This window comes from Cyanobacteriota bacterium, from assembly GCA_025054735.1.
In the GTDB taxonomy this organism is placed as follows: Bacteria; Cyanobacteriota; Cyanobacteriia; order SKYG9; family SKYG9; genus SKYG9.
Map to the genome: position 1 here is coordinate 1 of JANWZG010000028.1, position 15,948 is coordinate 15,948.

Below are 15,948 nucleotides of genomic sequence, written 5' to 3' on the forward strand. Positions count from 1 at the left end.
GTACTTAATTGTCACTTAGCAGTCTAACGATAGTTGACTGTCAGGCAGCGAATAGCCAAGATGCTTCCAAGCAGCGGGGGTAGCGATGCGTCCACGGGGAGTGCGGCTGAGATATCCAATCTGCAACAGGTAGGGTTCATAGACCTCTTCGATCGTTTGAGCATCTTCCCCTGTAGCGGCTGCCATAGTGTCCAAACCGACGGGACCGCCATGAAAATTCTCGATCATCATGGTGAGCAAGCGCCGATCAGTCCAGTCAAGTCCGCAGGGATCCACATTAAACAGTTCCAAGGCTTCGGCTGCTACGCTCTCGGTGATAGTCGCGAGGGATTTTACTTGAGCATAGTCTCGCACACGCTTTAGCAAGCGATTGGCAATGCGGGGCGTTCCACGGGAACGACGAGCAATTTCGGCTGCTCCTGCTGAGGTAATAGCAACCTTGAGGATAACTGCTGCGCGCTGAATAATCTGAGTCAGCTCATCAACTTCATAGAAGCGCAGACGTTGGATTAACCCAAAGCGATCGCGCAGCGGCGAGGTCAAGGCCCCCACACGGGTAGTAGCTCCCACCAAAGTAAAGGGTGGCAAGGGGAGCGATCGGGTGCGAGCAGAGGTACCCTTGCCGATGGTAATGTCAATCCGAGCATCTTCCATGGCTGGATATAGAATTTCCTCGGTAACGCGGGGCAACCGGTGAATTTCATCAATGAACAAAATATCGCCCTTTTGCAGACTCACCAGCAGCCCCACAATATCACGGGGACGCTCTAGGGCTGGAGCCGTGGTAATTTTGCAGCCAACGCCCATTTCCGTTGCCAAAATCAGCGCCATCGTGGTCTTTCCCAAACCCGGCGGGCCATAGAGCAACAGGTGATCCAACGACTCACCTCGTCCTTTAGCCGCTTGAATGGCAATTTGCAGCACATCCTTTAAATCTTTTTGCCCAATGTAGTCTGCCAATCGTTGGGGACGCAGATGATCGTCTGGCTTCGCTGACTCTTCTAGGGTGGCCCTCGGTTCTAGCAGCACATCTGACAAGGGTTGGGAATTTGGTACAGGCAGAGCCTTGTCTGTAGGGTCAAGGGGCGGTGATGTTTGCACAGATGCCAGCAACAACTGTTCCTCACCAGCTTGAGCATTGCTCCGCTGATGGGGATCAGACCCTGTAGACTTGGAAGATACGATCGCCATATCGTCTAGAGTACAGTGTTACTTATCATAGTCTGTTCTGGGGATTCCAGCATTGTTACCCTGTGATTTCCCTGCCCAATTCTGCATGAAGTTCACGTGAATTCCTAACCAGCAGCATTCAACCAAAAAAATGGTTCAGTTTTGTAAATCTAGATTATTCTGAAGCCTGTACAGAAAGTCACATTGCTGCGCCAATGGCTTTGCCCAGCTAGTTGCTAGATTGTCGTTAGGTCTATGACTCAAAATTTTAGTGGCCAACCCTCTCATAACTCAGGGTTTTCAGGGGGCTATTCTCAACAGCCGCCGTCCTACCCGCCGTCAGTGCCCATGTCAGTATTTCGGGAACTGTCAGCCGAGCTACAAGCAACTCGCATTATGCTGGAATCTTTGAATACTCAGAATCAGCAGTTGGTACAGCATAATCAGCGGTTACGTCAAGAGATTGCGCGGATGGTCAATGCAGCGTTGCAAGTGCAGCACATGGCTGATCTGTACCAGCCCACTCAAATTACCATGCCTGACCCAACGTATGTTGATATTGAGTTTGGCCCTGATGCCTATCTGCCTAGCTTGCCAAAGCAGCCACCGACACCTAAGCACCAAGCTCCTCCTCGCAAAGCGGCCTATACGGTTGATTTGTCTAAAGAGTCAAAATCTAGGGAGTCAAAAAAGGAGCCAAAAATAGCACGGGAACCTGTGATTGAGCAAGAAGAGGGACGCTATCGGCGGCCTAAGGCTGGCTCGAAACCCACCACAGACTTGACTGGGCTATGGCTGGTGTTAGTGATTCTGGGGATTGTGATTACAGCATTCGCTGCTGGTTTCTGGATTGTTCGCCCTTTTCTCAGTGATTGATGTCGAGAGCAGATTACCGTTGCAGGCCCTTATCTCCCTGTCCCTTTTCCCAAACTTGGAAGACGGGGAGCAAAGCTATCTCAAAGTCCCTCTCCCTAGGACTATCCACTATGCAAATCCTCCTGAAAGTCGTTCCAAGAGACGATTTCAATTTTGCGCTATCTGAACCCCAAGAATGGCAACAGTTTCAGAGGGTACACCTTTGCAACAATTTCTGAAGGCCTGGGAATAATTCGCTCTCCCCTGTTAGGGGCAATGAAAAGCTAGAACTTTTGTTTGACAAGGGGTTTAGCATGTTTTGCAGAATGAATAGCGCTTTGGGAGAGAGCCTTAAATGTCTCTTTCTGATCTAATCTGGAATGACCATACCTAGTGGTTGATTAGGATGCATCTGCATCAAGGCTGGTAGTGAAGACTGAAATCCTCACCACAAGCACCCTTAGCCATTATCATTTCTCCAACAGCCAGCCATATAACCCATTAGTTCGTAGTAAGGACTTAAGTCCTTACTACAAGTCATCTGTAGTGATAGTTTGGGGAATTAGTATCACTAAGCATCTCAGAACTAGCTAGCGTATTTGACGCTGCAACCATAGGGCTGGGTAACAGCGTTGGTAACAGGCTCACCTTTCAGGACTTGTTCGATAGCCTTGGTGACGTAGTTCTCAGCCTTGGCAACATCAGCCTTATTAGACGAGGCAATACTGTCGATCGCCCCCATGTAGGCTAGTGTGCCATCAGCAGCAATCACGAACATGTGGGGCGTGGTACGAGCACCATAGAGACGACCCAACTTACCATCGGGGTCAAGCAAAACAGCCGTGGGGGAAGCATTGCGTTCCTTGGTGAGGCTATTGGCTTTAGCACCATCTACGTAGCCTTGGTTACCAGGAGCCGAAGAAACTACAGAGAGCCAAACAACACCCTTTTCAGTAGCCTGCTTTTGGATTTTCTGCATGTTCTCCGACTCGTAGTGCTTACGGACGAAGGGGCACTCGTGGTTAGTCCATTCCAGCACCACAACCTTACCCTTAAAGTCACTCAACTGGTGAGACTTGCCATTGCTATCTACAGCTGTGAAGTTGGGAGCTGGTTTCCCTACACTCACATCAGCCTTAGTAGCGCTAGCATCCGTGGCAGCAACTGTCTGAGCAGGGCTGGCGGTAGCCTCTGGTGAGGCGGTAGTTTCGGTGACTTTGGGAGCACAGGCAGTAGCTACAAGGGTAGCCGCGATCGCTAACCCGACCAAGTGGTTACGCACAGGAAATTTAATCATAGTCATGACTCCAAAATCAACGACGAGTAACAGAGTTGGGAACGGTTGCTAACGCCTCTTGCACGATCGCAGGGGTCAGCATCTTGGGCAAAATCTGGAACCGACCCTGACTCAACCCCGATGGATATAGGACATACAGCGGTACTCCACTATGCCCATAGCGGCTTAGGGCCTGAGTAATATCAGGGTCACGATTTGTCCAGTCTGCCTTGATCAACCTTACGCCCTTCGCTTGAAAGGCAGCAATCACCTCCGGTTGGCTCAGTGCTACTCGATCATTCACCAAACAGGTGACACACCAAGCAGCAGTGAAATTGAAGAATACAGGCTGATTAGACTGTTGTAAGCTAGCAACCTGTTGGGCACTGTAGGGCTGCCAAGCAGAGACTTGAGGAGTTGCATTGCGCTGGTCAGGAGGCACAGCATTCTGGTTCACCAAGGGAGTCAGGGTCACAGCCAGGACGAGCGTCGCCAAGGATCCCACCATTCCCACTCGTCGCCACACCTGACGAGAGAGTTGCGTCTTTTGGTGCAACCAAGCGGCAAAGCTAATTAGTACCAGGCCTGTGAGGGCGATCGCCAAACCATTGGTGCCCGTCTGTTGGGTCAATACCCACACTAACCAAGCGGCTGCTCCATAGATGGGAAAGGCCAGAAATTGTTGTAACACTTCCATCCAAGCTCCAGGTTTGGGCAGCCAGCGACGCACCGCCGGAGTGATACTGATGAGCAGGTAAGGCAGGGCTAGCCCTAAACCAAGGACAAGCAAAACAGCAATCGCGACTCCAGGCGGTTGTACTAACGCTACACTCACAGCAGTAGCCATGAAGGGAGCTGTGCAGGGGGTTGCCATCACCGTGGTTAACATCCCTGTGAAAAACTCTCCGCTGTAACCTGGTCGTGCCGTCAAGCCACTTCCCAGCCCCATGATTGAAGCTCCGATCGTGAATGCCCCTGACAGGCTTAGCCCCACAGCAAACAGCACATAGGCCATAATCAGCACAAAGCCAGGAGACTGTAGTTGAAACCCCCAGCCAACCTGCTGTCCCAAACTCCGCAACAGGAGCAACGCTGCGGCTAATAGGGCAAAGCTGACCAAGACTCCGGCTGTGAACGCTAAACCGCCGATTCTCGCTTGTCGAGGACTTCGCTGTGCTTGCTGGGCGATCGTCAGTGCTTTTAGGGACAGCACCGGGAACACACAGGGCATCAGGTTCAGCACCACCCCCCCCAACAGGGCTAGCAGCAACGTTTTTCCAATCAGGGCGAGTGACGTAGAACTCGTGGCAGTACCCCCACCAGGCACTGCTCGAATATCAAAGGCTTGAGTTATGGTCTGGCCATCTAACTGCTCCTGCAAGACCAGCACCCCGTCCACAGTGGTCAAGTCATCCCGGTAACCTCGTTTCACGGTCAACGTTAACCCATCGGAGTCGATCGTCCACGCCTGGTCAGCCGCGTTTTCCATCACTCCATCCTGATAGGGGAAAAACTCCACAGCCCGCACTTGCCCTTTCGACAGATTTGTTACAGCCACTCGCAGGCGCAGGGTTGTTTCCTCCACAGCAAAAGACACCGACCAAGGTGATGGCTGAGGCAGTGCCTGACGTACCCGGGTAAAAGCTGCCGCCATTGCTGGATCTTGCGCAGGTGGCTCTGCTGTTACAGGCAAGGTGAGGCTCACAGACTTCGGTTCAGGAACGCACTCCACTTTACACACCAAAATCTCCCCCTCTGCTCTCAGTGTGACTGATTGACCGGTAGGGACATTAGCAGCAGGAGTGATCTTTACCAAGTAATAAACCTCGTCCTTGTAGCCAAAATTCATCAACGGAGGAACAGGCAGACGCTCTGGATAGGGATAGACCAATTCCCCAGCCCGGAATCCTTCAGGCAATGACCACCTGACGATCGGCGCAGCACCAGAGTCTCCTGGATTTTGCCAATACACATGCCAGCCCTCCCGAATCTTGAGGTGCAGTGCCACCCACATCGACGTTCCTGGCTGGATGGAAGTCACTTCACTCACCAAGCTAGCCTGAACACGGTTTTCTGGGGCAGAAGGATTTGCCCACACAGCACTATCCCCCCAACCTAGGCCAATCCAAAGCAGCAGGGCGATCGCCAACCCTATCAACCAGCGACTAACTCGCTTAGCAGCTATCTGGGAAACCGTGCTCAGGACAGACATTCCATCCTCCTCGCTGAACTACAAGCTTGCTGAACTACAGGATAGAGCGAGAGCTTTACAATCCTTAATAGTCTAGCGTGCTCTGGTGCAACTGTGTGAATGCCAGCCACTTAACCTATGCTCACCCACAAGCTGCAAGCCCGTTTGTAGCGAAAAAATCGATACCAATACAACCCCTAGGAGCCTGGGTAGTATAGTTAGGACTGGTAAATATTAGACTATCTAGTTCAGCGCAGCGTGACGAGCTTCGGGTTGTTCTAGCTGAACGATCGCATTCACTAAGTCTTCAAACTCTTCCGTAGGGAAATCATCTTCAGGAATCCAACTTGATACCTCTCTAACCGATGACTCTCCCCCTCCATAGCTCTGAAGCCTTGTGCTGTTACCTGATGTCACCCCATTGCCTAACACAGTATGATCCAGTGCTGTGCTCTCTGACACTGTGGAGCTATCTAGGGGATGGAGCTGATTGATCTCAGCTTCAAGGGTAGCGATCGTCTGCGCTAGCACTTGTTGACTCCGTTCCTCAAGTAACTGTTGAAGCTGAACACTGACGCGATCTAGTTGCTTTTGCAAAGCTCCGACATTCGGCAGTACCTGGCTTGTGAACTGCTCAATGGTTACCTGCAACTGGGTAATATCGGCACGCAACTGCTCCGTAAATTCAGGGGGCTGCACTTGTGTCGGTAACTGTATCTGTGGGGTTGTTGTTCCAGGATCTGGTGATTTTTGCTGCTCTGTAGATACTGCTAATGATGAATTGCAACTGACTTCGAGGCTAGCTGCATCTGCCAACAACAAATCTTCAGGGCACTCTAGCGCTGACGATTCTTCTAAAGACAATGCTCCAGACAATACTCCTGAGTCTGTTAGGTCGGTTAGGGTGTTTGGCTCTACTGGGTCAGCAGGTGACATGCTAATGGGTTCCACTGTAATCAATGGTATGTCTGCAATCATCTCAGGCATACCCGTTGGCAATGCAGCCTGTCGATTGGTCGTCTTTAGCGTTGCTAGCATCAGTTGATCCAACTGATAAAAGTCCTGCCGCAACTGCTCAAGTTCCTGAACAGTATACTGTTGCATCGCGTCATGTAGGCGACGACGATTTAGCAGGCTCAAACACAGGGTTAGTGACAGTGGTGCCGATAACAATGCTGACTGGCCAAGCACCTCAGCCGCAACTGAGCCACCGATCGTAGCGCCCAGTGCCAATGCTTCCGCAACTCCTAACCAATGACCTTTGCTGATAGGTTTATCCACTTAGCCAATACCTCCACAGTCACTTGGAATCAATGGAGCTTCCAAGGTTTTGACCAACACAAGTAGTACAATTCACTATTACCTACATACAGGTTGTCAGTTCTCTATCCGGAGGTTTGTTGGCTAAGCAGACAACTAGATGCATCCACCTGTCAGAGGGGCACTTGGTCTAGGAAGCCCCCTTAGCCTTCTGGATTTGATCAAATAGAGCACCATCCGCAAAGAACTTATCTTGAATTTGATCCCAGCCGCCATAGTCCTTAACGGTGCCTAAAGTCTTAACTGGCGGATACTTATCTGCATATGCTTTTAATTGCTCTCTGACGGGGGCGATCGGACGAAAGCCCACCTTAGCAAACTCCTCCTGAGCCTCTGGGGTAAACAGATAGGCAACAAACGCTTCAGCTACTGCACGATTGCCGTGTTTATCTACGTTCTTATCCACAATAGCAATCGGATTATCGATCGAAATATTCACATCCGGAATGATGTAGTCTGCGGTTTGCCCTCGCTGCTGCGCTAACAGAATCTCATTCTCGTAGTTAATTAATACATCACCTTGTCCCTGTTTTAGGAACACATCCGTCGCCTCCCGCGCATCCTTGGTCAATACCGGTACTTGGTTGTAAACCTGAGTCACGAACTTGGTTGCCTTCGCCTCATCACCGCCAGTCTTAATCACCGAATTCCACAGTGCCAAGAAATTCCAGCGGGCAATACCAGAGGTTTTGGGATCAGCTGTAATTAGCTGCACATCATCCCGTGTTAGATCTGACCATGTCTTGATGTTTTTAGGGTTGCCTTTACGAGTAATCAGCGCAGCCACACTGCCAGACACAATACTTTCATTGGGGAACTCCTGCTCCCAGCCTGGTTCAATTAGGCCAGCTTTCACAAGCTTGTTTGTGTCCAACGCTAGTGCCAAGTGCACAACATCTGCCTCTAGGCCATCGATCACGGCACGGGTTTGAGAACCAGAGCCGCCATAGCTCTGCTTGACAGTAACTGTTTGCCCATGTTCCCGCTTCCATTTGTCTTGGAATTTAGGAATGATGGCATCGTGAGCAGCCCTTGTCACAGCAAATGACACTAGAGTGATGTCTACATCTTTCTTGTCAGCCATAGGACTACTATTTGCAGCAGGGCCAGATGAACTGGTCGTCGTGTCACTGCCAGAGCAAGCTGCTACTGTGAAGCTCAGGCTAATACCGACTAAAAATAACGCAATCCATCTGTGCAAAGAGCCAGTGCACTGCCACCACTTGTCGATAGTAAAAACTTGCCAACTCTGCTGCCACCAGGGTTGAAGAGAAGATATGACGTTACCAACGGGTTTCATGGGGAAGTCTCCTAATCAGCATTGAATCTACAGTTTATCGATCGGAATACTGTGTTTTGAGATATAGTACCTGAGACTGGCCACCTAGATTTACTGAATCTACAATTTTCCGGTAGAGATACTGTATTTTAGAGACTCATAACGACGATCGCATCTCCTCTCCACCTCGGTGCCTATGCCTAACTCTGATGAACAGAGATTTGGTCACCAGTACTTGGAAAATGCATCAGTAGCATTATCGATACCTATCGCGTTAGCGCGTTACAATTCCCCTACAATGCTAGTCGAATAGCTGATTGTGAAATTGCATTGGAGAATTACTGTGGATTTATCACTCATTCCTGCTCAACCTAAGCCTGGTCTAATCAATGTTCTGATTGAGATTCCAGCAGGGAGTAAAAACAAGTATGAATATGACAAAGACATGCAAGCCTTTGCTCTTGATCGTGTCCTCTACTCATCGGTGCAATATCCCTACGATTATGGATTTGTACCCAACACCCTTGCCGATGATGGTGACCCCCTTGATGGCATGGTTATTATGGATCAGCCTACCTTTCCAGGGTGCGTGGTTGCCGCTCGCCCGATCGGTATGCTAGAGATGATCGATGGTGGCGATCGAGACGAGAAGATCCTCTGTGTACCTGCCAAGGATCCTCGCTATACTAGTGTTAAATCGCTGGCTGATGTATCTCAGCACCGACTGGACGAGATTGCTGAGTTTTTCCGCACCTATAAAAATCTGGAGAAAAAAGTGACCGAAATCCTTGGCTGGCAAGATGTTGATAAGGTCATGCCACTGGTTGAAGCTTGCGTAAAGGCAGCCCAAAGCTAGTTCACTGGTAGTTGTGATTGGGTGCACAGCAGGGGGCGCACCAAAATCACAGCTATATCGTTGACCTTGTGGAACAATGAGGTAGCAGTTGTGTGTTTCGTGCAAGGTGGTTGCTGTTAGTGTTAACGGTTGCTGATTGACGAACACAACTGAGCTGATCAGGTGTGCAGCTTACAATTCTGTTACCCCAGTCAGGAAAGTTTCCTGGTTGGATAGCGACAGGCCTGTATCCACAGCTAAGGGGATTGTACGGGGCTGTGATGCCACTGGTGGGCAACTTTCAACGGATAGGTAACAATAGTTTTGTGTGGTAATTGTTCTAACTAATACATTGTCGCCGGGGTCGTAGTGGTTGACGTTATGTGCACTGTTGGGGTTGACCTTCGCTAACAGTTCTGGTCTGCTTGGCTAGGTTGTGGCCTTTAAGCTGAACCCAGAAGGTTAGTGAACGCCTGTGGAGTTGACGAATGCCTAGAAAGTTGACAAATGCTTAATTACTACCTTGAAATCGTCCTGAATGTAGTGGGGAATCTGCCAGGGAGTTTGCTCTGCGAGTACTTATTTTCAAGTACCCATATTGGTGTTAGCACTGTCCATATTTTTTGACAAAGGCGGTTTTGCCGACTACGAAGGTTCAGATAAGAGATGACAGAGTTAGATGCGTCGGAAATGAATTCACAGCAACCAGGGTTTACTGTCCACTTCTGGGGAGTGCGTGGCAGTATCCCAGCGCCTGGTGCAGAGACCGTAAGGTATGGCGGCAACACGTCCTGTGTGGAAATGCGCGTGGGCGGCAAGTGCTTGATTTTTGATGGAGGCACTGGCTTGCGGATATTGGGTAAGCATCTGCTGAAGCAAATGCCGATCGAAGCTTACATGTTTTTTACCCACTCCCACTGGGATCACATCCAGGGGTTTCCATTTTTTGTCCCGGCGTTTATTCCTGGCAATTGTTTTCACATCTATGGATCGCTTGCTCCCAATGGCGCTTCAATTAAAGAGCGGTTGACCCAACAGATGCAAGACCCTAACTTTCCAGTACCTATTCAAATTATGAAGTCAGAACTGCGCTTCTATGATTTGGTTCCAGGAGATGTCTTTAAGATCGACGATATTACCATCGAAACAGGTCACCTTAACCATCCCAATACGGCAATGGGGTATCGTGTTACGTGGCAAGATCATAGTGTAGTCTATGCTACAGATACTGAGCATTTTCCTGATCGTCTAGACGAAAATTTGCTCCATCTAGCCCGCAATGCGGATGCATTAATCTACGATGCCTGCTATACCGATGAAGAGTATCACAACCCCAAGGCTCCTCGCATTGGCTGGGGACATTCTACATGGCAAGCGGGTCTTGCTTTGGCAAAAGCTGCTGGCGTGAAGCATCCGATTATGTTTCACCATGACCCCAACCATGACGATGACTTTCTAGATGATGTAGAAGCTCAAGTTAAGGCTGAGTGCCCCAAGGCATTTCTGGCGCGGGAAGGCATGAATTTGAAGGTAATCTGAGACATGATGCTGGATGTAGCACTACCAACATTTGCAATTACTCTACGTGAGGGAGTTGAAGCGGCGCTGGTGGTGGGCATTGTGCTGACCTATTTGCATAAGCTAGGCCGATCAACCCTGAAAGGCTGGGTGTACTGGGGCGTATTGGCTGGTGTTGGAATTAGCGTAATGGTGGGAGCTGGGCTAATTTGGCTATTGCATGGCTTAGCTACTTCGTCTCAGCCTGTGATGACCGTGGTGAAGCCCTTGGTTGAGGCAGTTATCACCTTAGTGGCCATTTTGCTCTTGAGTTGGATGCTAGTGTGGATGACACAACAGGGCAAGGCTATGAAAACTGAGGTGGAAAATGCTGTTCATGCAGCATTAGCTGAAAATAGCCAAGCCAATGCCGCCATCGGATGGAGCTTGCTGATATTAGTAGCAGCAGCTGTGTTGCGAGAAGGCTTTGAAACAGCCCTATTTCTGGCGGCTCAATTTCAACAGGGTTGGGGGTCAGTAGCCGGTGCGATCGCTGGCCTGTTGACTGCTAGCTTGCTTGGGGTATTGTTATTTCGCTTCGGCATTCGTATTAACCTGCGTCGGTTTTTCCAGGTGATGGGTGTAACATTGCTCCTAATTGTGGCAGGTTTGGTGATTGGACTCCTAAAACAGGTTGACAGTGCACTACTCGTGCTAGCGCAGCCGCCATTTTCCGTAGTCACTATCTGCCAGAATCTCTCAACCACCTGTATTCTAGGGCCACTGCTCTGGGATGGGTCACAGATCTTGCCCGATCGCCAGTTTCCAGGAGTGTTGCTCAAAGCCCTGTTTGGCTATCGTCAACGGCTTTACTTGGTACAAATTGTAGCCTATGTAACGTTTTTGACGGTTGTGGGTGGTTTGTACCTGCAAAGTTTGCTCGGTCATCCCTTGGGATCGCTGTTGACTAGCACCAAATTGACCAGCACTAGACCGTCAGCAGAGTCTTCGGATTAGTAGCGATCGTAGGCTTCCACAATGCGTTGCACCAGAGGGTTCCGCACCACATCAGCCGTCGTGAATCGGCAGAATGCAATCCCCTCTACAGACTGCAAGACTTTCTCGGCTACCACTAAGCCCGACGGCGAATGACCGGGCAAATCTGTCTGAGTAATGTCTCCAGTAACAACCATGCGCGATTTATGTCCCAGTCGAGTTAGCACCATTTTCATTTGAGCAGGTGTTGTGTTTTGGGCTTCATCCAAGATGATAAAGGCATGACTAAGGGTACGCCCTCGCATGTAGGCCAAGGGTGCCACCTCAATCACGCCCCTTTCCATCATGGTGGGGATTCGCTCTGGCTCGATAAACTCGTACAGGGCATCATAGAGCGGACGTAGATAGGGATTCACTTTTTGCTGCAAATCTCCAGGTAAGAAGCCAAGCTTTTCCCCAGCCTCTACAGCGGGTCGAGTCAGAATCAGGCGATCGACCTCATTAGCCAACAATGCTTGGACGGCTATCACCGCTGCCAGAAATGTCTTACCTGTACCTGCTGGGCCAATGCAAAACGTTAACTCATGGCTGCGAATAGCCTGGACATACTGTTGCTGGCGAAATGTCTTGGCGCGAATGGTCTCACCCCGACGGTTGCGAGCCAATACATCTAGTTGAAGATCGTGAAATTCTTGCTGGCGATGGGTATTTAGAGCTTGCCGTGCTGCTAGAATATCAACCTCATCAATAGGTTGTCCCATGCTCCACATGGGTTTTAGGGTTTCAACCAGTTGACGGCAAAGGTCGGCCTGATTTTCAGTGCCATTGATAACTAAATCTTGACCCCGCAACACAACTGATGCGCCCGTTTGTCGGGAAAGAAGCTTCAAGTTCCTTTCCTGGAAACCTGCTAGGGCGATGGCACTATCAATACTAGGAAGTTGTAGGGTAATGGTCATGCCGTAACGTCAGGTAGGCACCAATTCACCGGGACGCAAACGTGCCCACTTGCCTGCCTCCTCCACAAAACTCTGACAACCAACTACGTCCCATTCCATCAAAATCTCATCAGTGCTGGGGCGAATGTTAACGTTGATCGTAGGTTCAACAGGCTCAAACGTGGGACGATCGGTCAGGTGAGGCTGGCCATGTTGCTCCTCAACTGCATGGTAGGTCACGCAATCATCAACGTAGGTGCAGTTCACACAAATACACATGACGGTTACAGGCAACAGTGAATGCTAGATTGCTTTCTGTTACTCTAACGCAAGTCCTTTCAGAATAGGAAGAGGATGGAGCAAAGTGTAATATTGACTGCTTACCGCAGGGCGTTATCAAGTACTACCTATCGTTCATGTTGATAGATTAGCGTTTCTGAGGACAAAACAGTCGGGCGGTCTAGGAGTTGAGGCGACTTGCGGAATAGGAGCAGGATTTGGGTACAAATACAGGTATGATGGACTCTCTACGATCAGCATCCTAGCAACGTGGTTTTCCCTATGCAGCGATGCCTAGACGGGTAACGGTTTTATAGGTACATCTTCACCAGTAATGTCTTTACATTTACAACAGTGTCAAATTGTCCCCCCAGTGATCACTACATCATCGGTGCTATCTGCGAAAAACTGGCCATTTAGTTTGAAGTGGCTACCGCCAACGGCTCACCTTGTGGGGGGAATTGTGCGAGATGCATTGCTAGGGCGCTACACCGATCACATGGACTTAGATTTTGTATTGCCGGAGCGGGCGGTGGAAACAGCACGGGCGATCGCTCGTCACTACAATGCTGGGTTTGTGTTGCTAGATGCTGAACGTCAGATTGCTCGAGTCGTATTTCAGGGTGCTACGGCTGACTTCGCTCAACAAGTAGGCAATAGTCTGTACGATGATCTGCACCGTCGAGACTTTACGGTCAATGCGATCGCCTACAGCCCTCACCGAGAAGAACTGATTGACCCCCTGCATGGCTATACCGACTTGCATCAGCGCCTATTGCGGATGGTCAGTTGGCAGAATTTACAAGAAGATCCACTACGATTGTTGCGCGCCTATCGGCAGGCTGCTCAACTTGATTTTCATTTGGATGCAGATACAGAGGCAGCTATCCAAAAACTTGCACCGCTGATTGGCACCATCGCGGCAGAACGAGTGCAGGCCGAGTTGGGGTACCTCCTGAGTACAGACAAGGGAACACCCTGGTTAACGTCGGCATGGGATAACGGGCTGCTAGCACCTTGGTTTCCAAAGGTTACAGCGACTAACTTAAGCTTGGTAGCTGCGGTTGATGAGGCGTTGAGCACACTGGCAACAGCAAGACCAGCGTTTTTGCCGAAAATTCAGCGATCGCTACGAGAGAGAGCGGGAACTGACAAGGGCAACGATCGTGGGCACGACAGTCGCCGTACCTGGCTATTCATAGCGCGACTGACTAACTTAGTAAGTCCTGACCCAGACTATGCTAAGACCACACTCACTGCCCTTAAGTTTAGCCGTGCTGAGGTGCAAGCAGTCACCACCGTTTTGCGAGCATTGCCTAATTTACAGACTGCTCAACCCCTGTCTGCTACAGACAAGTATCATCTGTTTCAGGCAGTAGGTCATGCCTTTCCAGCTCTGGCTGTTGTGGGAATTACGGCTGGTGTGCCTGTAGAAACAATCCTAATGTTGCTAGATCACTTTCTGGCTGCTGACGACTTAATCGCCCATCCTAAGCCCCTACTGAGCGGTCAAGATTTAATGACAGCGTTGCATCTGCCCTCTGGTCCCCGTGTTGGTCAACTCTTGGCTGCCATCCAGCTTGCTCATGTAGAGGGCATTGTCACAAGTGCCGAGGAGGCGATCGCGTGGGCACGAGAACAACTTACGATTGCTGAAGGCGAGGAAAGCTAGGTAGTTCAACCGCCGCCAAGGATGCACGCCGCTTCAGGGGTCGATCAGCATACACTGTAGGTGAGGGCCACGTTGGATGAATCTCAAATGGTGCCTCATTCGCTGGAGCTACCCGATGACTGTCGATATTGCCAGTGGGTTTTGGTAGGGATGGGTGGGACTGCTGAGAGGATGCTGTGGCTGGGGGATTGGTTGATCGGGGTGTAATCAAGGGTGGCAGTGTAGAGAAGGGCGATCGGGATGACATCGGTGCGCCACTGGCTGCATTAGGCAACTGGATCCGGGGCTTATGAGGCTTTTCTGACACCGAGTCAACAGTTGCTGGTGTAGATGGTAACGACACCTGCTCAGAGGGCTGATTAGACACAACGGCTTGTGGCGTTGTCGCTTCGGCAATAGGCTGCTGAACTTCCGTAGAGGATGGCTCTGGAGTTGACACAGGGGAATCTGTAGAGTCATGCCGCATTTGCAACAGGGAAGAGTTGACGATCGCAACGGTTGATGGGGCGTTGATCACCCGTGCCAAGTCTGACCAAATATCCATCTCTAGGTCATGGGCTTCCACACTGGTCGCCTTACTAGTCGCCTCAGTAGCCTCAGGGTTAGCGCTAGCTTCCATGACAGGAGTATTGTCTGCAACACTAGTAGGCAGTGCAACTAAGCCAGAATCAGCCTGCACAGAACCGCTGGACACCTGATCCGTCGTGTGATCCGTCGTGTGATCCGTTGTGTGACTTGGGGCAGATGTAGTTGCAAGAACACTATGAGAAACCTCTGCTGTACTTGGGATCGCACCATTGAGGTTCGGCGGCATGGGCAGAGTGGCAGCTTTCCTTTCGGGAACCGGCAGCGATTTGCGCGATCGTAGATCAAAACTAATGGAAGGCACCTTGTTACCGGACGACTGCAATGACTCACTAGCCACATTAACCGCATCAGCAGACCTGTAGGGAAGATCACCCCTAGAGGAGTTAGGGGACGTAGCCGGAGTTGAATTCACTGTGGTAGAGACTGAGCGATTTGAAGGCGCTACAGAGGGTGTTTTCTCTTCAAAAAACCATAACCACTCTGTGCCATCAGCATCCTGCTGGTGATTTACCCCAGAATAGGTTCCCTGTTGGCGATCGTCAGCAGCATTGGGAATGTCTTCACCAAACAAAGCCGGAGACCGTGACCATGGTTGAATTGGCTTCATCTTAGGCAAAAACACCTGAGAGCGCAGAGTAGCTGCATTATCGCCAGCATCCTCACCAGAGGAAATCACAATACTCCCTAAATCATCTTCCACAGTAGCTATCAGTTCATCATCACTAGTTGCCGACATCTCCAAGCATTTCTCAAGGGCAGCCTTAAACTGCAAGGTGTAATGCTGTTGACGGTACAAGCGGGTTTGCAGGTCATTATAGGCAGCCTCCTTATCCATCAGGAGCTTTGCCCTTTCTTCAGCCTGTTGAGTTACTTGGGCATAGTCTCGCTCTAACCTATCGAGTTGCTTGCGGCTAGCTTGCAGCTCTGCGCTTAACAGCTCAATTAAGCTTTGCTGGTGTTGAGAAATTTGGTTGGCAACGGCTAACTCCGCTAGCAATTGCTGAGTTTGTCCAGAAGCATCAGCTCTGTCATGGGTTTGTGCAGACTCGGTG

Annotated in this window: 13 protein-coding genes; 5 read left to right on the forward strand and 8 right to left on the reverse strand. The window is 50.2% G+C overall.

Features of this window, described 5'->3' with window-relative positions; all coding sequences use genetic code 11:
• Nucleotides 1-15 precede the first annotated feature (15 nt).
• A complete protein-coding gene (gene ruvB / locus NZ772_02635; protein ID MCS6812456.1) occupies nt 16-1,191 on the reverse strand; it encodes a Holliday junction branch migration DNA helicase RuvB in 1,176 nt (391 codons plus the stop codon).
• A 234-nt stretch (nt 1,192-1,425) separates the two neighbouring features.
• Between ruvB and NZ772_02640 the strand changes: the two genes are divergently transcribed.
• A complete protein-coding gene (locus NZ772_02640; protein MCS6812457.1) occupies nt 1,426-2,046 on the forward strand; it encodes a hypothetical protein in 621 nt (206 codons plus the stop codon).
• Nucleotides 2,047-2,611: 565 nt separating this feature from the next.
• On the opposite strand, the gene NZ772_02645 is transcribed toward NZ772_02640, so the two are convergent.
• From NZ772_02645 to NZ772_02660, 4 genes are all read right to left on the reverse strand, one after another.
• Complete coding sequence (locus NZ772_02645) at nt 2,612-3,322, reverse strand: redoxin domain-containing protein (protein ID MCS6812458.1); 711 nt, start codon at nt 3,320-3,322, stop codon at nt 2,612-2,614.
• A gap of 16 nt (nt 3,323-3,338) precedes the next feature.
• A complete protein-coding gene (locus tag NZ772_02650) occupies nt 3,339-5,513 on the reverse strand; it encodes a protein-disulfide reductase DsbD family protein (protein MCS6812459.1) in 2,175 nt (724 codons plus the stop codon).
• Between the two features lie 222 nt (nt 5,514-5,735).
• Nucleotides 5,736-6,773, reverse strand: coding sequence for a hypothetical protein (locus NZ772_02655; protein ID MCS6812460.1), 1,038 nt, complete (start codon nt 6,771-6,773; stop codon nt 5,736-5,738).
• A gap of 169 nt (nt 6,774-6,942) precedes the next feature.
• Nucleotides 6,943-8,112, reverse strand: a complete 1,170-nt coding sequence (locus tag NZ772_02660; GenBank protein ID MCS6812461.1) for a sulfate ABC transporter substrate-binding protein — start codon at nt 8,110-8,112, stop codon at nt 6,943-6,945.
• Between the two features lie 322 nt (nt 8,113-8,434).
• Between NZ772_02660 and NZ772_02665 the strand changes: the two genes are divergently transcribed.
• The 3 genes from NZ772_02665 (at nt 8,435) to NZ772_02675 (ending at nt 11,440) form a co-directional block, all read left to right on the forward strand.
• Entirely contained in the window at nt 8,435-8,947 is a 513-nt protein-coding gene (locus NZ772_02665) for an inorganic diphosphatase (protein MCS6812462.1), read from the forward strand.
• A 645-nt stretch (nt 8,948-9,592) separates the two neighbouring features.
• Entirely contained in the window at nt 9,593-10,465 is an 873-nt protein-coding gene (locus tag NZ772_02670) for an MBL fold metallo-hydrolase (protein ID MCS6812463.1), read from the forward strand.
• 3 nt (nt 10,466-10,468) lie between these two features.
• Nucleotides 10,469-11,440 carry an FTR1 family iron permease gene (locus tag NZ772_02675; protein ID MCS6812464.1) on the forward strand — a complete coding sequence of 324 codons (972 nt, stop codon included), beginning with the start codon at nt 10,469-10,471 and terminating at the stop codon, nt 11,438-11,440.
• Here the strand turns inward: NZ772_02675 and NZ772_02680 are convergent.
• Both NZ772_02680 and NZ772_02685 read right to left on the reverse strand, forming a co-directional pair.
• Nucleotides 11,437-12,378, reverse strand: coding sequence for a PhoH family protein (locus NZ772_02680; protein ID MCS6812465.1), 942 nt, complete (start codon nt 12,376-12,378; stop codon nt 11,437-11,439). The two genes, NZ772_02675 and NZ772_02680, sit on opposite strands and share 4 nt — an antisense overlap.
• Before the next feature lie 9 nt (nt 12,379-12,387).
• The gene (locus NZ772_02685; GenBank protein ID MCS6812466.1) at nt 12,388-12,636 is read right to left on the reverse strand and encodes a Ycf34 family protein; all 249 of its coding nucleotides are present in this window, start codon (nt 12,634-12,636) and stop codon (nt 12,388-12,390) included.
• Between the two features lie 334 nt (nt 12,637-12,970).
• Here NZ772_02685 and NZ772_02690 point away from each other — a divergent pair, with 334 nt between their 5' ends.
• Nucleotides 12,971-14,308: a CCA tRNA nucleotidyltransferase gene (locus NZ772_02690; protein ID MCS6812467.1), complete on the forward strand. Its 1,338-nt coding sequence runs from the start codon at nt 12,971-12,973 to the stop codon at nt 14,306-14,308.
• On the opposite strand, the gene NZ772_02695 is transcribed toward NZ772_02690, so the two are convergent.
• Nucleotides 14,280-15,948: hypothetical protein (locus NZ772_02695; protein ID MCS6812468.1), on the reverse strand; the 1,669-nt coding region annotated here is incomplete at its 5' end. The two genes, NZ772_02690 and NZ772_02695, sit on opposite strands and share 29 nt — an antisense overlap.

Coding starts and splice junctions, on each gene's coding strand:
- NZ772_02650 (MCS6812459.1), bottom strand. CDS start 5,513: ATGTCTGTCCTGAGCACGGTTTCCCAGATAGCTGCTAAGCGAGTTAGT.
- NZ772_02670 (MCS6812463.1), top strand. CDS start 9,593: ATGACAGAGTTAGATGCGTCGGAAATGAATTCACAGCAACCAGGGTTT.
- ruvB (MCS6812456.1), bottom strand. CDS start 1,191: ATGGCGATCGTATCTTCCAAGTCTACAGGGTCTGATCCCCATCAGCGG.
- NZ772_02660 (MCS6812461.1), bottom strand. CDS start 8,112: ATGAAACCCGTTGGTAACGTCATATCTTCTCTTCAACCCTGGTGGCAG.
- NZ772_02645 (MCS6812458.1), bottom strand. CDS start 3,322: ATGATTAAATTTCCTGTGCGTAACCACTTGGTCGGGTTAGCGATCGCG.
- NZ772_02675 (MCS6812464.1), top strand. CDS start 10,469: ATGATGCTGGATGTAGCACTACCAACATTTGCAATTACTCTACGTGAG.
- NZ772_02680 (MCS6812465.1), bottom strand. CDS start 12,378: ATGACCATTACCCTACAACTTCCTAGTATTGATAGTGCCATCGCCCTA.
- NZ772_02690 (MCS6812467.1), top strand. CDS start 12,971: ATGTCTTTACATTTACAACAGTGTCAAATTGTCCCCCCAGTGATCACT.
- NZ772_02640 (MCS6812457.1), top strand. CDS start 1,426: ATGACTCAAAATTTTAGTGGCCAACCCTCTCATAACTCAGGGTTTTCA.
- NZ772_02685 (MCS6812466.1), bottom strand. CDS start 12,636: ATGTGTATTTGTGTGAACTGCACCTACGTTGATGATTGCGTGACCTAC.